This is a genomic window from Streptomyces sp. NBC_00989 (assembly GCF_045162655.1).
Classification (GTDB): domain Bacteria; phylum Actinomycetota; class Actinomycetes; order Streptomycetales; family Streptomycetaceae; genus Streptomyces.
The window spans coordinates 650,029-670,154 of sequence record NZ_CP108728.1 but is presented as its reverse complement, the minus strand read 5'-3'; the positions used below and the strand labels follow the sequence as shown (position 1 = coordinate 670,154).

Genomic DNA, 20,126 nt, shown 5'->3' with positions numbered 1-20,126 from the left:
GGGGAGGAAACGAAGCTCCTGCGCAGCAGGGCAGGGAAAGTGGGTTCGCCGTCAGGGCGGACCGGTGTGCGCCGTCTAGCGGCCGACACCCGCCGCTCACAGAGGGGTTGATACGGTGTGAGGTATGGCGCGGCAGGTCAAGCGGGCGTTCAAGTACCGCTTTTACCCCACGGGTGTGCAGGCGGCCGAGCTGTCGCGCACGTTCGGCTGTGTCCGCCTCGTCTACAACAAGGCGCTGGAGGAGCGCACCCGGGCCTGGTACGGAGAGCAGCGCCGCATCTCCTACGTCCAGTCGTCGGCCGAGCTGACCCAGTGGAAGAAGACCGGGGAACTCGCCTTCCTGGCCGAGGTGTCCTGCGTCCCGCTCCAACAGGCGTTGCGCCATCTTCAGAGGGCGTTCGGGAACTTCTTCGCCCAGCGCGCGAAGTACCCGCGCTTCAAGTCCCGGAAGAAATCCCGCGTGTCGGCCGAGTACACGCGTAGCGCCTTCACGTGGCGCGAGGGCCGTCTGACGCTGGCGAAGATGGCCGGTCCGCTGGACATCTGCTGGTCGCGTCCCCTCCCGGAGGGTTCGGTACCGACGACGGTGACCGTGTCCCGTGATAGTGCGGGCCGCTGGTTCGTGTCGCTGCTGTGCGACGAGCGTATTGCTCCGGCTCCGGCCACCACGAATGCGGTCGGTATCGATGCCGGCGTCACGTCCCTGGTGACCCTGTCCACCGGCGAGAAGGTTACCAACCCCCGGCACGAGCGCCGTGACCGCGCCCGTCTCGCCAGGGCGCAGCGGGACCTGTCGCGCAAGGCGAAGGGTTCGGCGAACCGGGAGAAGGCCCGCCGCAAGGTCGCCCGTGTGCATGCGCGGATCGCCGACCGGCGCCGCGACCACCTGCACAAGCTGTCGACTCGTCTCGTCCGTGAGAACTGTGAGAATCGGCGGGTGCTGTCCCGGGCTGCGGCTTGACCCGCGTGAGAACGGACCGTGGTGTCCTGGTTTGGATCTGTCGGTCGTTGGTCCGGGGTGGTGCTTGCTGTCACCGGGCCGGCGGGGTGTGTCCCGATAGGGGCCTTGCCGTGAACAGGGCGCCGTCACAGTTTTGACCGCCCCGACCGGTCCGGTGTCGGCCAACCGACACTCCAACAGACCGGGAGCGGATTGACCGTGGCCAGTATGCCCAACCGTGTGCACGCCAGCCAGCGACAGCCCGACGGCGAGGTCGTTCTGGGGGTCGATACCCACAGGGACACACACGTCGCCGCCGTGGTTACTCCTCTCGGCGGAGTCCTGGCCACCGAGGCGTTCCCGGCCACCTCGGTCGGCTATCGCGAACTGCTGGACTGGGCCCGGTCTTTCGGGACACTCACGCGTGCCGGAGTCGAGGGCACGGGCTCCTACGGAGCAGCCCTGACACGCCACCTCCTGGCCCGAGACGTCCAGGTCTTCGACGTCAACCGGCCCGACAGGACGGCCCAGCGGCAGCAGGGCAAGACCGACACCGTCGACGCCCAGGCGGCCGCGCGGGCCGTCATCTCCGGCAGAGCCACTGCCCAGGCCAAGACCGGCAATGGGCCGGTGCAGATCGCGCGCATGTTCAAACTCGCCAAGGACTCCGCCATCAAGGCCCGCACCCAGGCCATCAACCAGCTCAAGGCCGTCCTGGTGTCCGCCGACCCAGCCCTGCGGGAGCAACTGACCCCTCTGACCAACCCGGCGCTGATCCGCACCTGCGCGAACCTGACCTCGGATCCCGGCTACCTCGGCAGGGACGACGTCCTGGACGCCACAGTGGTCACGCTCCAGCTGCTGGCCGAGCGCATCCAGCAACTGACCGCGCAGATCGACGAGCTGAAGCGACGCCTGGCAGGCCTTGTCCAGTCCCACGCTCCGCAACTGCTGGAGCGCGTCGGCGTCGGCCCGGACAGCGCCATCACGCTCCTGATCACCGCCGGTGACAACCCAGAACGCCTGGCCGACGAGGCGTCCTTCGCCGCGCTGTGCGGAGCCAGCCCGGTCGAGCGCTCCTCCGGCAAACAGCAGCGAAGACGCCTCAATCGCGGCGGCGATCGACAGGCCAACGCTGCGCTCTACCGCATCGTGCAGAGCCGCCTGCGCTGGGATCCACGCACCCAGGACTACCTCAAGCGGCGGACCAGCGAGGGAAAGACCCGGCGCGAAGTGATCAGATGCCTCAAGCGTTACGTCGCCCGCGAGATCTTCTCCCTCCTCCCACGTGCCGGGCTCACGCCCGTCCTGGCATGACTGCTTGACAGTCATAGGGGCGTCCAAACGGTCGTGATCGAGGACCTCACCGTCCGCAACCTGCTGAAGAACCACAGGCTCGCACGCGCCATCTCCGATGCGTCGTGGACGGATCTCCGGTCGATGCTGGAGTACAAGTGCGCCTGGTACGGGCGCGAACTCGTCGTGATCGACCGGTGGTTCCCCAGCTCGAAGCTGTGCGGGGCCTGCGGCACCCTCGCGGGGAAGATGCCGCTGAACGTCCGCGAGTGGACGTGCGACTGCGGCGCCGTACATGACCGCGACATCAACGCGGCCTGCAACATCCTGGCCGCCGGGCTGGCGGCGTCTGCCTGTGGAGAGGGTGTAAGACCTCAACGGGAGTCCTCCCGGACGGGGCAGTCGTCGGTGAAGCAGGAACCCCAGCGGGCGACCGCTGGAATCCCCCGCCTTTAGGCGGGGGAGGAAGTCAACTCATGAACAAGCCGCCGTTGATGACGTCGAGCGTGGCGCCGGTGATGTATCCGGTGTCCTCCCCGGCCAGATGTCCCACGAAGGAGCCCACTTCCTCCGGCCGCCCGAACCTGCCCACGGGAATACGGTCGGCGGCCCGCCGCAGCGTCTCGGCGGGGAGATCGTCCATCACGGGTGTCTGTACGGCCGCGGGTGCCACGGCGTTGACGGTGACACCGTGGGGCGCGAGTTCCTGGGCGAAGACCTTGGTCAGCACCAGTACGCCCGCTTTCGCCGCCGCGTAGTGCGGGCCGGCGACCAGTCCTCCCTGCTGCCCCGCCAGCGACGCGAGGTTGATGACACGGCCCCAGCCGCGCTCCCGCATCGCCGGTGCGCAGAGGCGGGTGAGGACGAGGACGCTGCGCAGGTTGGTGGCCATCAAGGCGTCCCACTCGTCGAGATCGACGTCCCACACCGAGCCGGGGGCCGTACGCGCCGCGTTGTTGACCAGCACATCGGGGCTGCTCCACGTCGAGGACACCGCTTCCACCGCGCGCCGTGTCTCCTCGGGGTCGCTGACGTCGGCGTGCACCGCCATGGCCGAATCCCCGTCAGGATCAAGGGACTTGGCCAGGGCCTGCGCGCCGGTGGCGTCCTGGTCCAGCAGCGCCACGCGCAGGCCGCGGCGGTGCAGTTAGCAGGCGATCGCGGCACCGATGCCACGGGCGGCGCCGGTGACCAGGGCGACCTTGCGGTCCACTGCCGGGCGGGCCGAGTCTGCTGAGGGTTGGGGTGCATCCACCGGTTCGGGTCTCCTTCGCTTTCGCTGCGGGGATCGGACGACGTCTGTACACCGGGATGTCTGTACGCCGATATGTCGGTACGTCGGTATGTCGGTTGGGGGATCAGACGACGTCGGTGTGGGGGAGGGGCCGGCCGAGCAGGACGCGGCCGTAGAGCTCCCGGCTGGTCTCGACGCTCAGTGCCGCGTGGCGGGAGGCCGTCCCGATGTCGCGCCAGGCGCGTTGCAGCGGTGAGTCGTCGGAGAAGCTGCTCGCGCCTGCCGTGTCGAGGAGGAGGCTGACCGCGTCGCGGGCGCAGCGCATCGCGTGGCTGCCGTCCATCCGCAGCCGTGCCCGGGTCTCCAGGTCGGGGCGCCGTCCCTCGCGTGCGACCTCGTCGACCTCGTCGGCCGCGCGCCGTACGTGCAGTCTGGCCGTGTCGATCAGCGTGGCGGCCTGGGCGACGTTCAGCTGGTGGGGTGCCGCTTCCGCCGTGTGGGAGTGCAGGGGCGAGACGGACCGCTTGCCTCCCGCGAGGTCCCGGACGACCAGTTCGAGGGCGCCGCGTGCGATGCCTACGCCCGTGCCGACCAGCGGCAGATTGATGGACAGCGGGAAGACGACCCGGGCTTCGCCGGGATGGCGCTGGATGCCGATCCCCTCGGCGATCTCGGCGAACGACACGAACCGCTCGTCGGGGACGAAGAGTTGCTTCGTCGTGGCCGTCCGGCTGCCGGTGCCGCGCATGCCGGCCATGTGCCAGGTGTCCGCCACGGTCAGTTCGGACGCGGGGACGAGGGCCAGCCCACGTTCCGGCCGGCCGCGGTCCTCCCGGACGATGCCCAGCAGCACCCAGGCCGCGTGGTCGATGCCGGATATCCACGGCCACCGTCCGCCGAGTTGGAGGCCGCCGGGTACCGCCGTGACCGAACCGGACGGATTGGCGGCCCCGCAGAGGAGTGCGTCGGGATCCGGCTCCCAGACCGCGGTGCGGACCGCGTCGGGCAGTTGCGAGGCGAACAGCGCTGCCCCGTACGCGATGCCGACGAGCCGCGAACTCGACGCGCACCCCGCGGCCAGCTCGGCACACACGTCGACTGCCGTGCGCACACCGGCGCCGTGGCCGCCGTAGCGGCGCGGGGTGCCGAGCGTGAACAGCCCTGCCTCGCGCAGGGCCTTCACGCTCGGTTCGGCCAACGTCCGCTGCTGCTCGGTCTGTTCGACGTGGGCCGAGACGACCGGCGCCACGAACCGTGCCACATGGACGAGTTGGGCCTCGGTGACGGCCTCGTCGGCAGTCCGCGGTAAGGGATCCCGGCTGTTCCGGTGAGTCATCGGGGCTTCCTTCTCTGGCGCGTCGGCCGAACTGGCAAGTGTCCAGGTCGAGTTGGGATGACGGGGTGTGGTGCGCCTGGCGGGGGCGGTGACCCGGCGGCCGGTACTCCGGCCATGCGGCAGTGTGGCTCGCAACGGCGTTCCGGCGGCCGTCGGGCCCCTAGCGCAGCCGGCTGTCGGGCACGAAACACAGTCAGCCGTCGGGTGCGTGACAGAGCCAGCCGTCAGACCCTGAACGCAAGGGAGAACACGTGAAGATCGTCGTGGTGGCCGGCGGCCGCCCCGGGGACAAGTTCGTCGCCTACCCCGTAGCCGACCCGGCGGTCGAGGGCGGTCCCGCGCTGATGAACTGGGTGCTGGAGATCCGCGGGCAGGAGCCCGGCGAGGGACTGGACCGCTCCAACCGTCCGGTCCCGACGGAGGAGGCGCTGGCCGGGCTGGCCGGGTGGGATCTGACCTGGGTCGACCTGCCCGAACTGATCCGCGGCTCCACCGGCATCCACGAATATCCGATGGTGGACCGGGACCCGCTGCCGCGCTGGAGTTTCGGCCGGGTGACGCTGGTCGGCGACGCCGCCCATCCCATGTACCCGATGGGTATGAACGGCGGCTCCCAGTCGATCGTCGACGCGCGTGTCCTGGCCTGGACGCTCTCGCAGCACGACGATCCGGTACGGGCACTGGGGTGGTACGAGAACGTGCGCCGGGAACCTCCGAACCAACTGGTGCTGGCCAGCCGCGAGTTGGGCCCGGAGAAGATCATCGCCCTGGCCGAGGAGATCGGCGGCCCGGTGCCCGCCGAGCGTGCGACGGCTCTGTCGCAGGGGTGCAAGAAGCTCGCCGGGTGCACGACCGCCGTGCTCAACTCCAGGGATTCCTGGTCGGTTTCGCCGGTCGGCCCGTGAGGGTCGCGGCCGGCGCCACGCCGATCAGTGCGCCTCCTCGTGGCGTCGTAGCGGAGCCGGAGCGTTCCCGCCGCCCGACGCGGTGGTGCCGCGCGCGGCGGCGCGGGCCGGGCCGTCGGGGATCGTGAAGGCGAAGACGGCGGTTGCCGCCGCGAGGGCGGCCAGGGCCAAGTAGGCGTGCTGGTAGGCGGAGATGGGCGGATTGGCCGCGGCTGCCGTGGGCGTGCTCAGGACCAGGGCCGTGGTCACCGCCGCCGGCGCGAAGGCCCCGCCGGTCTGCCGTACGACCGTGTTGAGCGTGGACGCCTGGGCCAGGTCCTTGCGGGAGAGGGTCGCCAGCGAGGCCACCGTGGTCGGCATGAAGACACCGCCCATGCCGATGCCGAGCAGGAACATGTAGCCGCGGAAGGTCCACAGGCCGGTGTCCTGGTCGCAGGTGGCGAGGAGCAGCAGGACCGCGCTCACCATCGCCAGGCCGCTGCCGATGATGATGCGGGGGCCGACCCTGGAGTAGAGGATCCCGGCGACCTGGACGGTCAGCAGTACGCCGAAGGCCTCGGGGAAGGTGCTCGTGCCGGACTCCAGGGCGGAACGGCCCTGTCCCTGCTGGAGGAAGAGTGGGCCGAGGTACATCGCGCCGAGGATCGGCACCAGGCCCAATAGGTTGATCAGGTTGGTGTCCCGGAAGAGCCGGTCCGCGAAGAGGCGGAGCTTCAACAGCGGCTGGGAGACGCGGAGTTCGAAGATGATGGCGGCGGTCAGCAGGACCGCGCCGAGCACGAGGGCGGTGACGACGGAGGGGGAGGACCAGCCGCGGTTGGGTCCCTCGGACACGCCGAACATCACGCTGCCCAGAGCCGCCGCGCTCAGCAGCAGCCCGGTGAGGTCGAAGCGGCCGGGCCGGTGCCCGCGGTGCTCGGCGAGGAACAACGCCCCGAACACCACGGCGGGCAGGCCGAGCGGCAGGTTGACGTAGAACACCCAGCGCCACGACAGGTGGTCCACCAGCAGGCCGCCCAGCATCGGCGCGACGGCGGGGGCTATCTGCTGCGGGATGATCATGTACCGCGAGATCCGCACCTGCTCCCAGGAGTTGAAGGTGCTGTAGAGCAGGGAGGAGGCGGCCGGGAAGAGCAGTCCGGCGGACAGGCCCTGCACCGCGCGGGCGGCGACGAGCTGACCGAGTCCTGCCGCCGCGCCGCACAGCAGCGACGAGGCGAGGAAGGCGGCGAGGGCGGTGAGCAGCACCCGCTTGGCGCCGAACCGTTCGACCAGCCAGGCGGAGGCGGGGATGGCCATGGCCAGGCAGACCGGGTAGACCACGACCACCCCGTCCAGGGCGGCCGTCGTCAGGTGGAACTGGCGGGCGATCGACGGGAGCGCCACGGTCGTGATCGCTCCGTCGACGATGGCTATGAACGTCACGCAGACGCACATGACGGGGACGACGAGACGCTGGCCGGGGCGCAGGCGGAGGGGTATCCGGGGGACAACAGGGACACGGGGGACGGGAAGGCGTCGGAACGGCAGCACATGCTGAGCATACTCACTATGTGAGTGCTCATCGCCGTCGGCCGGCTCGTACAATCGGCCCTCACCACGGAACGGGGAACGCCATGGCAGTGCACGGCAGCAGCGACGTCCTGGTCGACGAGCTCTACGAGACGACGCACCAGCTGCGCCAGTTCGTCGAGACCCGGCTGCGCGCCAACGGGGCCTCGGTCGCGCGACTGCGCGCCCTGCGGATGCTCGCGCACGCCGAACAGCCGCTCCGCATGCGGGACTTGAGCGAGATGACCGGTGTCGCGGCTCGGACCACGACCAGCATCGTCGACAGCCTGGAACGCGACGGTCTGGTGGAGCGCGTACGCCATCCGCACGACCGCCGCGCGTTCCTGCTGCGCCTCACCGACAAGGGCCGGGAGTGCCACCGCGAGGCGGAGGAGATCGACGGCCTCGCGCTCGCGGAGGCGACGGCCGAGCTGGACGCGGAGGACCGGGCGCATCTACGGACCCTGCTCGCCCGCATCCGGAAGGCGACGGCCTGAGACCGGCGTGCCTCCCTCGTGCTTCAGGCGGTGGTCCAGTCGCGGGGCCGGCGGGCGGTCCGGGCGAGGCACAGCTTCCCGGAGGCCGTGTCGCGCACGAGCGCTGCGGCAGCCTTGGGCGGGTAGTCGAGGCGGCGGTCGTTGAGGATCGGACAGGCCTCGGTGGCGTGCCAGGCGAGCGCCTCGCTGGAGAGTGCTCCAGACACGGCAGCTTCGCCGCGCTCGAGTTCACGGAGGGCGTCCGCCTCGGCCGCGCGCTGCGTGCCATCGACTCCTTGAAGCCGTCGAGGAACCGCTCCTCGACGGCCGCGCGCTGCCGGGGTCTCGGAAGCGGAGGTTCGTGGCTTCCGGTGTTTCCTACACGGGCGTATGGCCCTCCAGGTAGGTGCGCACGGGTGCCGGCAGCCCGGCGGCGATGGCGTCGGCGAACGGCGCCCAGCGCAGTTGCCCCGCCGTGAGCTGAGCCTCACCCGACGGGTCCTCGCTCAACAGGTGGCACACCACGGCCGGACCGCCCCCGGAATCGGACTCCAGAAGGCTGGAGCCGTCCACGAGATAGCCGGTGAGTTCGTACACCACCCGCGCGGCGGTGGCCTGCGCCGTCTCGGCCTGCTCGGGGACACCGGACGGCAGGCTCCAGCCGCCCTGCACGTCCACCAGCAGCACACGTCCGTCGTTCACGACGACCGCGTCCACCGCGTCCTCGGCGGCCTGCTCCAACGTCATGTCCCAACCGTCCCTTCGTGCACGGCGCGACCGTTCGTCCGGCCACGTCCGAGCCCGTTTCCTACCCGGGACGGATCGGTTCACGCGATACGGACGCACGGCGCCGCCTCACGGGCCCCGCCCCGGCGACGACGGCTCGCGCATCGGACGTGCCCCATGCGGTTCCGGCCACACCGCAGGGGGCATTCTCAGCCTGGGCATCACGTGGCACAGGGCACCCTCGCGCACGTGGGGGAGGCGCGCTGCCCGGTCACGATCGAGGGCCGGCGCGAAGCGCGAGCGACAGCACCATCGGAATCCGCAAGGGCGGCATACACGATGAGCGTGACCGGAACCAGCAACAACATATCCAGCGGAGTGTTCTTCTCCATCGTCGTCCAAGGCCGCCACATCAAGATGGAGTTACCACCACAGGTGTCGCCGGCGCTGCACGGACTCCCGCCCGTGTCCCCGGTGTTCGTCGGCCGGGATGCCCATCTCGACGTCCTGCTGGGCCGGTTGGACCCGGCCGCCGGAACATCGGACGCCGGCGCGGGCGGACCGGTCGTGATCGTCACCGCGGTCGGCGGCCTGGCCGGTGTCGGCAAGACCGAACTCGCCCTCCAGTCGGCCCGCACCGCCCGGGACAGGGGCTGGTTCCCCGGCGGCGTGCTGTTCGTCGACATGTTCGGCTACGACGACGCGCGCCGCGTCGAGCCCGCACAGGCGCTGGAGGGATTCCTGAGGGCCCTGGGCGTGCCCGGCGAGCACATCCCGCACGGCGTGCAGGACCGGCAGCGGCTGTACACCTCGATCCTCGCCTCGTACGCGAAGGAGGGCCGACGCATCCTCGTGGTGATCGACAACGCCGCCACCCACGAGCAGGCCAGAACCCTGCTGCCCGCGGACAGTTGGACAGGCGCCGTCGTGACGTCCCGGCACACCCTCGGTATGCTGAACGCCCGTCTGCTGGACCTGGATATCCTTCTCATGAATGACGCGGTCAGGCTCCTCGACAGCACCCTCCGGATGGCCCGCCCGGACGACACCCGTGTCACGGACTCGCCCGAAGACGCCCTCCGCATCGCCGAGTTGTGCGCGGGACTGCCACTGGCACTGCGCATCATCGGCGCCGTACTGATCGGCAGACCCGGCACACCACTCGCCCGGATGGCGGCCGAACTCGCGGACGAGAAGGCGCGGTTGGAGGCGTTGCGGTACGACGACAGTGCCGTGGGCGCCGCCTTCGAGCTGTCGTACCGTCAGCTGCCCGCGGAACAGGCGCGGTTGTTCCGCCTGCTCTCGTTGAACCCGGGACCGGACGCCTCCACGCACGCTGTCGCCGTGCTCGCCGGCACGGACCGCGACGTGGCCCGCAGGGACCTCCAGGACCTGGCCCGCGCCCACTTGGTGGAAGCCGGTACACCGCACGGGCGTTGGCGCATGCACGACCTCGTCCGTTCCTTCAGCGACCGGCTCGCGGCCGATGACGAGGAGCGGCAACCGGTATTGACCGACCTGTTCACCTGGTACACGCACTCCGTGAACGTCGCCGACCAGGTCATGCGGCCCGGGCGGATCCGGCCCGACCTCGGCACGGCACCCGGACCGGCACCCGCCGAGTTCCCCGACCGCAACAAGGCCCTCGCCTGGTGCGAGGCCGAGCAGCCCAACCTCGTGGCGGTCGTGCACAACGGCGTCTCCGAGGGCATGGGCCACCTCGTGTGGACCATCCCGCTGAGCATGTGGGGCTTCCTCACCCAGATGCTGTCCTGGGACCAGTGGATTGAGGCCCACCACGTCGCCGCCGACGCGGCGGCCCGGTGCGGCGCCCACTCGGGCCAGGGCTGGCTGCTGAACAACCTCGGCACCGGCTATCGCGCCATCGGGCAGCCGGAGCGCTCCCGTGCCGCGTTCGCCGCCGGACTGGAGGTCCGCCGCGGCCTGGGCGACCTGCACGGACAGGCCGACTCCCTCAAGGACATGGCCATGACCGCCCGGGTCTGGGAGGACTGGGACGAGGCACTGCGCCTGTCCTACGAGGCGCTGGACGTCATGGTCCGCCTCACGGTGCCCGACCGCTCCGGCAACGCGGCGGCCCAGGACATCATCGCGGTCTCCCTGGCCCACCTCGACCGGCTCGACGAGGCAGCCGAAGCGGCCGCCGGCGCCCTGGCCATCTGGGAGGACCTCGACGGCAGGCGCGACGACCGGGCCTGGGCCCGCTGCAGACTCGTGCACGCGAGCATCGCGCGGCGGCGGGCGGAGTACGGGCAGTCCATCGGACACTGCCTGGCGGCACGCGAGATCTTCGAGCGCATCAAGGACACTCACGACGAGGCTGAAGTCCTGCGCACGCTCGGCGAGTTGTACGTCGCGACGGACGACCCGGCGTCGGCGCGCGTCCACTGGCAGCGGGCGGTCGAGCCGTACGAGCGTCTGGGCGACACCACCGCCGTGGAGGCACTGACCCGCGACCTCGCGACCCTGCCCGGACCCGGCACCGACGGACAACCCGACGGCACGTCGGACGACGAGACCTGACGGCAACCGCCGCCCGCCCCCGTGACGAGCACTTGGACGAGCCCATGAAGATCCTTGTCACCGGCGCGGTCGGCTGCATCGACCGGGCGTGGTGCACGACCTCCTCACTCCCGCCGACCGACCTGTCGACGAGGCGACCGCACGCGACTTCGTCCATGTCGGGAATAGGAAGGTCGAGTCGGTCGAACGGCCGGCCAGGCGCCCGCTGCCGCTGCTCGACCTGCCCGCCGCAGCCCAGGAGGCCCGAGTGCTGATCGACGCCCGGTGACGGACACCCCGCTTGAAGACGAGGAGCCTCTCGATGACGAGCCTCTCGACAACTCGCCCGTTGACAACGCCATTTCGGGTGGCCTCTTCCTGTCCTGGGTGATGCAGGGCCGCGACTTCACCTTCCGCATGCCGTACCAACTCCCCCCGGCCCTCGCCGCGTTGCCCGCACCGACCCCGGCGTTCGCGGGGTACGGAGACGAACTGGCCGCTCTGAGCGCCCTCTTCGCACGCGACGCACGTCAGGGAAGTCCCGTGGTCGTCGTCGGAGGCCCGACCGGCAGCGGCAAGACGGAACTCGTCCTGACGGCCGCTCACCAGGCCCTAGCCCAGGGCCGGTTCCCCGGCGGTGTGCTGTTCGCCGACGTGTCACGGCTGCACGGCTCCGCCCTGCTCGGCGGATTCCTGCGGGCGATGGGGCTGCCCGCCGACCGCGTGCCACCCTCGCGGGCGGCACGGTCCGCGCTCTACGCCCTGATCCTCACCGAACTCGCCCGCAACGGCAGCCCGTTGCTCATCGTCCTCGACGACGTGACGCACCCCGACCAACTCGCCGGGCTGCTGCCCGCCACCGCCCCGGCGACCACGATCGTCACGACCCCGGTCCACCTCGGCGGGCTGGGCACGGACCGCATCGTCCTGCGCCCGCTGGCCACGGCCGACGCGACCAGGCTCCTCCACCGCGCCGTGACGATGGCCCACCCCGACGACACCAGGATCCTCGACCACCCCGAGGACGCCGCACGCGTCGCCGACCTCTGCGACGGTCTGCCGCTCGCCCTGCGCACCGCCGCCGTCCTGCTCGCGGAGAGCTCGCACCGACCGCTCGCGGAACTGGCCGCGGACCTCGCCGACTCACGCACCCGCCTCGCCGAACTAGCCCACCCCGACAGGGACTTGCGCACTCGCCTGGACGCCGTCCATGCCCGTCTGGACCCGGCACAGGCCCGGCTGCTGCGCCTGCTCGCCCTCAGCGACGCACCGGAGACGACCACACCGGCACTCGCCGCACTCTGCGCGGAACCCGAGGACACCGTCCGCGACCGGCTCACGTCACTGCTGCACCTGATCGAGTCCGGTACTGCGCCGGGCAGTTGGCGCATGCGCGGACTCGTACGGCTCTACGTACGAGCCAGACCGGACACCTCGTGACCGGTGGGAACCGCGACAGCCCGCCGTGCGTTCCCCACCACAGGAGTGGTGACGCCCCGTCAAGGATGGTGCCAGATGGACCCGGTGTCGGTAGGACTGCTCGCATCGCTGGCCGGCGGCGCGGGCGGCGAAGTGGGACGACAGTTGTGGACGGCTCTCACGACGCTCGTACGGCGACCGTTCCATCGCGGCGACGACGGCACGGGCGGGCCGGTCCCGGGCGAGGACGAACTGATGCGTCTCCAGCAGGCACCCGGTGACGGGACCCGGGCCCACGCGCTGAGCACGGCCCTGGCCGTTCGCGCGGCCCTGGACCCCGACTTCGCCACCGCCCTCACGGCCTGGCACCAGCAGGCCAAACTGGTCCGCACCGGCGACGGCCCGGTCAACAACTCGATCAGCGGCGGCAGTTACTACGCCCCCGTCCTCATGGGCCGCGACTTCCCGAACGCCACCTTCACCCCCCAGCCGCCACCACGACCCGACGAGGCGGACACGGGGGAGTGACGACCGCCGCCTGACAGCGCCGCCGTACCCCTGCCACCAGCCCCTCGATTTCTGCCAGGCCTCCCTCGCATCAGGACACAACCGACAACACGGCCCTGACCCAGACCTACGTTGGGGCCATGATCCGCTCCTCGTCCACCCACTCCCTGCCGCCCACGGCCCCCAGCGCGACACGTCCACCCCTCAGCCCCAGTTGGTTCGCGGCCGTGATGGGCACCGGCATCGTCGCCGACGCGGCGGTCACCCTCCCGCGGAGCCTCCCCGGGCTGCGGACCGCCGCCACGGTCGTCTGGGTGGGCGCCGTACTCCTGTTGGTCGTGCTGGCCGTCGGCTGCCTCCGGGACCGGGCGCTGCGCTCGCACGCGGCCGATCCGGTCGTGGCCCAGTTCTTCGGCGCGCCGCCGATGGCCCTGCTCACGGTCGGTTCCGGTGCGCTGCTGCTCGGCCGCCGGGTGATCGGGCTCGACGCCGCGCTGGGCGTCGACTGGGTGCTGTGGTCGCTCGGCACCGCACTCGGCCTCGCCACCGCCTGCACGGTGCCGTACCTGATGGTCACCCGGCACCGCTTCGCGCCGGACGCGGCGTTCGGCGGCTGGCTGATGCCGATCGTCCCGCCGATGGTCTCCGCCGCGACCGGCGCCCTGCTCGTCCCCCACGCCCCGGCCGGACAACTCCGGCTCGCCCTGTTCCTCGGCTGCTACGCGATGCTCGGCCTCGGCCTCGTCGCCGCGCTACTGGTCCTGTCCCTGCTCTACGGCCGCCTCGTGCACCACGACGCACCCACCGGCGCCATGGTGCCCACCGTGTGGATCGGTCTCGGGGCCCTGGGCCAGGCGGTGACGGCGCTCGGCGCGCTCGCCACGGCGGCACCGAGCACACTGCCCGCCCTCTATGCCAGGGGCGCCGGGGCCCTCGCGCTGCTGGGCGGAACCATGGTGTGGGGCTTCGCCCTGCTGTGGCTGGCGCTCGCCACTGCCCTGACCGCACGGACGATTCGCGCGGGGCTGCCGTTCGCGCCCACCTGGTGGTCGTTCATCTTCCCGTTCGGCGCGCTCGTGACCGCCACCAACGCCCTTGCGGCGCGCACCGGTTCGGTGTTGTTCGTCTGGCCCGCCGTGGTGTTCTACGTTCTCCTCGTCCTGGCCTGGATCGTCGTGGCCGGCCGCTCCCTGCGTCACGTCGCCGCCACCCCTGGCGCCCAGTCGGCACCACGGGAACCGAGCAACTCCCTCAGTCGAGCGGGCTAGTTGACAGGGCCCTTGCGCAGTGCCGCGAGGCGGGCCATCTGCTCACCCATGCCCCGGGTTCCGGCCAGTGGGGTGAGGGCGTGCGGCCAGACGGAGTGGACCAGGCCGACGTGCCGTGCGCCACCGAGGGCGACGACCGGATCGAGGAGCACGATGCCACGCAACGTCGCCTGTTCCAGAATGAGTTGGGCCGTCACGGCGTCCGTCGCACCGTGCGGTGTGTCGTACGGCTCGACGACGTCGTCCAGATCGAGCAGGCCGTACCGCGCGGAGAGGATCAGCAGCCGGTCGGGCCGTAGCGCGTCGGCCGCCTTGCGGCACGCACGGTGGTACGAGCCGATGTACAGGTCGGCGGTCCGCGCGGGCCGGTCCAGTTTGCGGCTGCCGCACGGGATGACGACGAGTTCCGGCTGGCGGAAGTCGAGTTGGTCGTTCGGGATCATGCCTGGCTGTCCTGTTCTGTGTTCGCAATAGTCGTGCCTGTGCCTGTGCCCGTGCCCGTACCGGTCGTCCGGAAGCTCGTCCGGAACGCGCCCGGCGTCACCCCCAAGTGCCGCACGAACGCCCTGCGCAGCGACTCGGCCGAGCCGAACCCGGTGCGTCGCGCCACCACCGGCAGGGCGTCGTCACCGGTCTCCAGCAGCACCCGCGCCGCCTCCAGCCGGACCTGCTCCACGTACCGGGCCGGAGTGGTCCCCAGCTCCTCGTCGAAGAGCCGGCTTATATGGCGGACGCTGATGCCGGCCCGGCGGGACATGGCGGTCAGCGTGTGAGGGGCGCCGGGATCGGCGGCCACCTCGTCCAGTACCCGCCGGAGCAACTCCTGTCGCGAGTAAGGGAGTTGGGTGCGGACGCTGAACTGGGACTGTCCTCCCGGCCGTTGCATGAAGACGACCATGTCCTTGGCGACCGCCCGGGCGACCTCCGCACCGAAATGCTCTTCGACGAGGGCCAGGGAGAGATCGATACCGGCGGAGACCCCCGCCGAGGTCATCATCGGCCCGTCCCGTACGAAGATGGCGTCCGGCTGGACCCGCACGGACGGGAAACGCACGGCCAGCTGCCGGGACTGCCGCCAGTGCGTCACGGCGCGACGGCCTCGCAGCAGTCCGGCCGCGGCCAGCAGGAACGCACCGGTGCACACCGACGCCGTACAACGCGCCATGCCGTGCAGTCGCCGGACGGCGTCCAGGAGCGCGTCGTCCTTGATCGCCGACTCCCATTCCGGGCCGCCCGGGACCACGAGGACGTCGTACGGCTCGCGTACGTCGGCCACGGCGAGGTCGGCGCCGATACGGGTCCCGGCGGAGGTGATCACGCCCGCGCCGTCCTCGGACGCGACCCGCACCCGATAGCGTCCGCCGAACTCGTTGGCCGACGCGAACACCTCGATCGGGCCGGTCACGTCGAGCAGCCGGACACCCGGGAAGACGAGGACGGTGACGGTGAGGGGGCCCGCTCCGGGACGGTTGTGGTTCATCGAACAGCCAGCATGCGCCGGTGACCGGCGCCGCTGCCACGACCGGTTTCCTCTCTGCTGGGAGGCGGCGACTCCCAACGGGCCGCTCCGGAACACCGGCCCCCGGTTGAGGCGCCCGACCCCAGCGCGGCCCAGCCCCGGCTGAGGACGGTGCTCGTGACGTGCTGGGTCCTGGCCGCTGTCCTCTTGTAACAGCCGCTGTCCTGGGCCGAGTTCTCGCCCCAGCAGGACGTAGCGTCGGCGTGATGGGCGATTGTCGGACATGTGCCTCGTTCTGCTGGCAAGCGGGTGGTATGCCGGTGGAAAATGCGGCTACGAGGCAGCCCGCGCACCATTCCATCAGGATGTGATCCGCATGCTTCTCACCCAGGACGACTGGTACGAGACCTCGCGCGACCTCGACTGGACCTTTTCGTATGTGGACCGTGCCGCCGCCTTCCCCGCCGAGTGGACCGGCGCCGAAGGCATCCCGGAGGACGCGTGGGACGCCTGGGAGGAGCCGTTCCGTGTCTCGTACCGGGACTACGTGCGCGTCCAGCGGGAGAAGGAGTCCGGGGTCAAAGCGGTGAGCAACGCCCTTCAGCGGGCGGGGAGTTACAACCAGTTACCCGCCTCCCATGTCGCCGCCTCGCAGATGCACATGGGACTGATCACGATGGTCGAGTACATGGCCGTCACCATGCAGAGCCGGTTCTGCCGCTTCGCCCCCTCCCCGAAGTGGCGCAACCTCGGTGTGTTCGGGCTGCTCGACGAGACCCGGCACGCCCAGCTCAGCCTGCGCTTCTCGCACGCCCTGCTGAAGCACGACACCCGCTTCGACTGGGCGCAGAAGGCCTACCACACCAACCAGTGGGCGGTCGTCGCGGCGAAGAGCCTCTTCGACGACATCATGCTGGGCGCCGACTGCGTGGAAGCCTGCCTCGCCTCCAACCTGACCCTGGAACACGGCTTCAGCAACATCCAGTTCGTGGCTCTCGCCTCCGATGCGATGGCCGCAGGTGACGTCAACTGGTCGAACCTGCTCTCCTCCATCCAGACCGACGAGGCCCGCCACGCCCAACAGGGCTTTCCCACCCTGGAGGTGGTGATGGCCCACGACCCGCAACGTGCGCAGCGCATCGTGGACGTGGCGTTCTGGCGAGCCTCCCGGATCTTCCAGACCCTCACCGGACCGGCGATGGACTACTACACGCCGCTCGACAAGCGGAAGATGTCCTACAAGGAGTTCATGCTGGAGTGGATCGTCGACCAGCACGAACGAGTGCTGGAGGACTACGGGTTGAAGCGCCCGTGGTACTGGGACGACTTCCTGTACTCCCTGGACAACGGCCAGCACGCGATGCAACTCGGCCTGTGGTTCTACCGGCCCACCCTCTTCTGGAACACCAGCGCCGGTGTCTCGAAGGACGAACGGGTCTGGCTGAACGACAAGTACCCCCAATGGGAAGAGAGCTGGGGCGTCCTGTGGGACGAGATCATCCGCAACATCAACGCCGGACACATCGACCGCACCCTCCCCGAGACACTCCCCGCCCTGTGCAGCGTCACCCAACTGCCCCTCGGTACCGCGATGTCGCGTGAGCGGCTCAACCCCGTCTCCCTCGTCCGCGACGGCCGGATCCACCACTTCGACAGCGAGATCTCCAAGTGGTGCTTCGAGCAGGAACCCGAGCGGTACGCGGGCCACCGCACGGTCGTCGACCGGTTCATCGGCGGCGACATCCAGCCCATGGACCTGCCCGGCGCACTGGCGTGGATGGGCCTCACCCCGGACGTCATGGGCGACGACACGGACGGCTACCGCTGGGCGCGCGAATACGCCAACGACCCCAAGGCATAAGGGGATTCATCCATATGGCACTGTTCCCCATCGTCGGCAGACTGGTCGGCGACTTCATCCCGCACCTGGTGGCCGTCGACACCGACGACACCATGGACACCGTCGCGGCGAAGGTGGCCGTGCACAGCGTCGGGCGACGGGTGGCGGCTCCGCCCGGCGTCCCGTCGTACGACGTGTATCTCGACGACCGGAAGATCGAACCGGCGGTGACACTCGGCGAACTGTCCCTGCTGCCCCTGCAATGGCTGGACGTGCGGTTCCGTGACTGAGGAGGCGCCCGACTATGTGCCGGTGGCTCCCCAGGACGCCCTGTGGGACGGTGAGATGGAACCCTTCGAGGTCAACGGCACGGAGATCCTGCTGATCCGCGTCGAGGGCGACCACCTCGCCTATCAGGGCACCTGCCCGCACCAGCGGCAGTCCCTCGCCGAGGGCGATCTCGACGGCACGATCCTGACCTGCGCCTTCCACCTGTGGGAGTTCGACGTGCGCACCGGCAGGGGCATCAACCCGCGCGGCTCCTGCCTGGTACGCCACGCCACCCGCATCGCCGACGGCCAGGTGTACGTCAGCCGCCGCCCGTCCGACGAAAGGCCGGCACCCACCCCATGACCGTCTACGAACTCGACAGCGACGCCGCGCTCGATCCCGTCCTCGTCGGCCCGGTGCTGCGTTCCGGGCCGCTGGCGGACGCCGTCATCGAAGCGGTGTCCGACGACAACCCCGACCGGGACGTGTACGTCGTGGACCGCGAAGACTACGTACGCGTCCACACCCCGCACGAGTGCCGGCTGACCCGGCGCAGCCTGGAGGAACACCTCGGCGGGACCTTCCAACTCTCCGCCCTGGAGATCGAGATGCCCTCCTTCAAGGGACGGATGCGCTCCCGGTCGCAGGAATACGTGTGGTTCCACAGCGAGTGACGCGGCAGCCAGCGATCAGGCAGCAGTCGGTGACAAGGTCAGGAGAAGCCATGGCACAGCAGCGCGACCGGCAGCGCGCGACCCGCCTGCGCACCTGGAGCGCCTTCGGCGACCTGGGCCGCCGGCCCGGTGAGTACGAGGTCCTCACGCACGGCATGAACCACACCATGGGCGCCACCCCGCTGGAGCTCCCACCCGAGGCGCACGGCAACCGCTGGCTGCGCGACCACCGCGACGGCATGGCCCTGACCGTGCCCGACTGGGACGCCTTCCGCGATCCCGACCGGGTGACGTACGGCAGCTACGTCGCCATGCAGGACGACCGTGAGACATACGTCGAGGGCCTGCTCGAACGCTTCGACAAGGAACAGCACGACGAACACCTGACGGCCCCTCAACTCGACCTGCTGGCACTGGCCGTGACTCCCGCCCGCTACCTCGTCCACGGCCAGCAGATGCTCTCCGCCTACCTCCAGCAACTCGCCCCCGGCAGCTACATCGCCACCTGCGCCGCCTTCCAGACCGCCGACCAGCTCCGCCGCGTCCAACTCCTCGCCTACCGCACCACGCAGCTCGCCCGCACCCACCCCGACCGCGCCTTCGGCCTCGCCGAACGCACGACCTGGGAACACCAACCGGACTGGCAACCGTTCCGGCGGGCCGTCGAGGAATCACTGGTCGCCTACGACTGGGACGTGGCCCTGGTCGCCTTCCAGCTCGTGCTCAAACCGGTCGCCGACGCCGTACTCCTGCACGGCCTGGCCCGCCGCCTCGACACCGTCGGTGTCCCCCTCGACTCCCTCATCACCGACGACCTGGGGCGCGACGCCCACCGCGCGGCCCGCTGGACCCGGACCCTGCTGAAATTCCTGACCGACGCGGACCCCGGAAACCGGGCCGTCCTCCAGGGCCACCTCGACACCTGGGCCACGCATGGCACCGCCATGGCCGCCGCGGGTGCCCGACTGCTGGGTGCGCCGGACTTCGAGGCCACGGCGCTGGAAGCGTGGGACGAACTCCTGGCGGCCGGCGGACTTGCCCGCCCTCGGACGCCGTAGGAGTGAACTCCCTTGATCGAGGCGTCAGTTGACGAGCTGACAGGAATCGGCCGTGGCGGTGGTGTCCAGTGGATCAGGAGGGCCGGCCGCCGAACTGCCAGTGGTGCACCTCGATGTCGGCGTACCGGTCCTGGGTCAGCACGGTGCGTGCCGTCTCCGGGTCCGGTGCCCGGAGCAACGCCGCCGTGCCCAGCCAGGTGGCGCCGTCGTCGGACAACAGCGGCCCGTACGCGATCAGTTCGTCCCGGCCGGGCGGCACCGCCAGGTCCACGGCCTGCCCGGTGGCGAAGCCGAGTACCAGGTACCGGTTGCCGCCGGTCCGGCCGCCGGGGAAGTCCCACATGGTGCGCCCCAGCGTGTTGCGCCACCGGCGCAGCAGTACGTCCCGGTAGACGCCGGCCTGATAGTTGGGCTCGTCGAAGGCGAACGCGCGGGCGGCGGCCGGATCGGGCAGGTCGAGGATGTGCACGCTGCCGGTGGGGGTGTCACCGTCGTCGGCGAGCGTCGGACCCCGGGCGATCATCTCCTTGGCGTACTGGTCCATGTAGGACCAGTGCCGTTCCAGCAGTTCGTCGCGCAGGGTGAGGGAACCGGGCCGGTCGCGGTGGTAGCAGAGGAACTCCATGTCCGAAGGATCTCCTCGT

21 protein-coding genes and 2 pseudogenes are annotated in these 20,126 nt (G+C 70.5%); 15 read left to right on the top strand and 8 right to left on the bottom strand.

The features are described 5' to 3' along the window. Positions 1–124: 124 nt before the first annotated feature. The 3 genes and pseudogenes from OG714_RS03085 to OG714_RS03075 form a co-directional block, all read left to right on the top strand. Positions 125–922, top strand: a pseudogene (locus OG714_RS03085) (RNA-guided endonuclease InsQ/TnpB family protein); the annotation flags it as partial. A gap of 246 nt (positions 923–1,168) precedes the next feature. Continuing rightward, positions 1,169–2,257, top strand: a complete 1,089-nt coding sequence (locus OG714_RS03080) for an IS110 family transposase (RefSeq protein ID WP_329557339.1) — start codon at positions 1,169–1,171, stop codon at positions 2,255–2,257. Positions 2,258–2,281: 24 nt separating this feature from the next. Beyond that, positions 2,282–2,692 (top strand): annotated as a pseudogene (locus OG714_RS03075) (RNA-guided endonuclease TnpB family protein); the annotation flags it as partial. A 13-nt stretch (positions 2,693–2,705) separates the two neighbouring features. Here the strand turns inward: OG714_RS03075 and OG714_RS03070 are convergent. After that, positions 2,706–3,383, bottom strand: coding sequence for an SDR family NAD(P)-dependent oxidoreductase (locus tag OG714_RS03070; RefSeq protein ID WP_406131704.1), 678 nt, complete (start codon positions 3,381–3,383; stop codon positions 2,706–2,708). A 211-nt stretch (positions 3,384–3,594) separates the two neighbouring features. Further along, the gene (locus OG714_RS03065; protein ID WP_406118331.1) at positions 3,595–4,806 is read right to left on the bottom strand and encodes an acyl-CoA dehydrogenase family protein; all 1,212 of its coding nucleotides are present in this window, start codon (positions 4,804–4,806) and stop codon (positions 3,595–3,597) included. A gap of 251 nt (positions 4,807–5,057) precedes the next feature. Between OG714_RS03065 and OG714_RS03060 the strand changes: the two genes are divergently transcribed. After that, entirely contained in the window at positions 5,058–5,711 is a 654-nt protein-coding gene (locus OG714_RS03060; RefSeq protein WP_406118330.1) for an FAD-dependent monooxygenase, read from the top strand. A 24-nt stretch (positions 5,712–5,735) separates the two neighbouring features. On the opposite strand, the gene OG714_RS03055 is transcribed toward OG714_RS03060, so the two are convergent. Then, positions 5,736–7,148, bottom strand: a complete 1,413-nt coding sequence (locus OG714_RS03055; protein ID WP_406131702.1) for a DHA2 family efflux MFS transporter permease subunit — start codon at positions 7,146–7,148, stop codon at positions 5,736–5,738. Positions 7,149–7,327: 179 nt separating this feature from the next. Here OG714_RS03055 and OG714_RS03050 point away from each other — a divergent pair, with 179 nt between their 5' ends. Beyond that, positions 7,328–7,759 carry a MarR family winged helix-turn-helix transcriptional regulator gene (locus tag OG714_RS03050; protein WP_406118329.1) on the top strand — a complete coding sequence of 144 codons (432 nt, stop codon included), beginning with the start codon at positions 7,328–7,330 and terminating at the stop codon, positions 7,757–7,759. A gap of 23 nt (positions 7,760–7,782) precedes the next feature. Here OG714_RS03050 and OG714_RS03045 read toward each other — a convergent pair whose 3' ends face one another. Both OG714_RS03045 and OG714_RS03040 read right to left on the bottom strand, forming a co-directional pair. Beyond that, positions 7,783–7,965: a hypothetical protein gene (locus tag OG714_RS03045; protein WP_406118328.1), complete on the bottom strand. Its 183-nt coding sequence runs from the start codon at positions 7,963–7,965 to the stop codon at positions 7,783–7,785. Positions 7,966–8,116: 151 nt separating this feature from the next. Beyond that, a complete protein-coding gene (locus OG714_RS03040; protein WP_406118327.1) occupies positions 8,117–8,485 on the bottom strand; it encodes an NUDIX domain-containing protein in 369 nt (122 codons plus the stop codon). A 318-nt stretch (positions 8,486–8,803) separates the two neighbouring features. On the opposite strand from OG714_RS03040, the gene OG714_RS03035 reads away from it, so the two are divergent. The 5 genes from OG714_RS03035 (at position 8,804) to OG714_RS03015 (ending at position 14,181) form a co-directional block, all read left to right on the top strand. Continuing rightward, entirely contained in the window at positions 8,804–11,008 is a 2,205-nt protein-coding gene (locus tag OG714_RS03035) for an ATP-binding protein (protein WP_406118325.1), read from the top strand. 88 nt (positions 11,009–11,096) lie between these two features. After that, positions 11,097–11,276, top strand: a complete 180-nt coding sequence (locus OG714_RS03030) for a hypothetical protein (protein ID WP_406118323.1) — start codon at positions 11,097–11,099, stop codon at positions 11,274–11,276. Next, positions 11,273–12,427: an AAA family ATPase gene (locus OG714_RS03025; RefSeq protein WP_406118322.1), complete on the top strand. Its 1,155-nt coding sequence runs from the start codon at positions 11,273–11,275 to the stop codon at positions 12,425–12,427. The genes OG714_RS03030 and OG714_RS03025 overlap by 4 nt, the downstream gene beginning before the upstream one ends. Before the next feature lie 75 nt (positions 12,428–12,502). Beyond that, the gene (locus OG714_RS03020; RefSeq protein ID WP_406118320.1) at positions 12,503–12,934 is read left to right on the top strand and encodes a hypothetical protein; all 432 of its coding nucleotides are present in this window, start codon (positions 12,503–12,505) and stop codon (positions 12,932–12,934) included. A gap of 119 nt (positions 12,935–13,053) precedes the next feature. Continuing rightward, complete coding sequence (locus OG714_RS03015) at positions 13,054–14,181, top strand: C4-dicarboxylate ABC transporter (RefSeq protein WP_406118318.1); 1,128 nt, start codon at positions 13,054–13,056, stop codon at positions 14,179–14,181. Here the strand turns inward: OG714_RS03015 and OG714_RS03010 are convergent. Continuing rightward, entirely contained in the window at positions 14,178–14,624 is a 447-nt protein-coding gene (locus tag OG714_RS03010) for a DUF6884 domain-containing protein (RefSeq protein WP_406118317.1), read from the bottom strand. The two genes, OG714_RS03015 and OG714_RS03010, sit on opposite strands and share 4 nt — an antisense overlap. Beyond that, entirely contained in the window at positions 14,621–15,661 is a 1,041-nt protein-coding gene (locus OG714_RS03005) for a GlxA family transcriptional regulator (protein WP_406118316.1), read from the bottom strand. Before OG714_RS03005 ends, OG714_RS03010 begins: the two co-directional genes overlap by 4 nt. Positions 15,662–16,016: 355 nt before the next feature. Between OG714_RS03005 and OG714_RS03000 the strand changes: the two genes are divergently transcribed. The 5 genes from OG714_RS03000 to OG714_RS02980 are packed head-to-tail and all read left to right on the top strand — an operon-like array spanning position 16,017 to position 19,482. Beyond that, positions 16,017–17,501 (top strand): toluene monooxygenase, encoded by a 1,485-nt coding sequence (locus OG714_RS03000; RefSeq protein WP_406118314.1) that lies wholly within the window; start codon positions 16,017–16,019, stop codon positions 17,499–17,501. A 14-nt stretch (positions 17,502–17,515) separates the two neighbouring features. Next, positions 17,516–17,770 (top strand): toluene-4-monooxygenase system B family protein, encoded by a 255-nt coding sequence (locus tag OG714_RS02995; RefSeq protein WP_406118312.1) that lies wholly within the window; start codon positions 17,516–17,518, stop codon positions 17,768–17,770. Next, a complete protein-coding gene (locus tag OG714_RS02990) occupies positions 17,763–18,113 on the top strand; it encodes a Rieske 2Fe-2S domain-containing protein (RefSeq protein ID WP_406118310.1) in 351 nt (116 codons plus the stop codon). The genes OG714_RS02995 and OG714_RS02990 overlap by 8 nt, the downstream gene beginning before the upstream one ends. Beyond that, the gene (locus OG714_RS02985; protein WP_406118308.1) at positions 18,110–18,424 is read left to right on the top strand and encodes an MmoB/DmpM family protein; all 315 of its coding nucleotides are present in this window, start codon (positions 18,110–18,112) and stop codon (positions 18,422–18,424) included. Before OG714_RS02990 ends, OG714_RS02985 begins: the two co-directional genes overlap by 4 nt. Positions 18,425–18,474: 50 nt before the next feature. Next, the gene (locus tag OG714_RS02980) at positions 18,475–19,482 is read left to right on the top strand and encodes a toluene hydroxylase (protein ID WP_406118307.1); all 1,008 of its coding nucleotides are present in this window, start codon (positions 18,475–18,477) and stop codon (positions 19,480–19,482) included. Positions 19,483–19,555: 73 nt separating this feature from the next. Here the strand turns inward: OG714_RS02980 and OG714_RS02975 are convergent, their stop codons facing one another. After that, on the bottom strand, positions 19,556–20,107 hold the full coding sequence (locus tag OG714_RS02975) for a YciI family protein (RefSeq protein ID WP_406118306.1): 552 nt from the start codon (positions 20,105–20,107) through the stop codon (positions 19,556–19,558). Positions 20,108–20,126 lie beyond the last annotated feature (19 nt).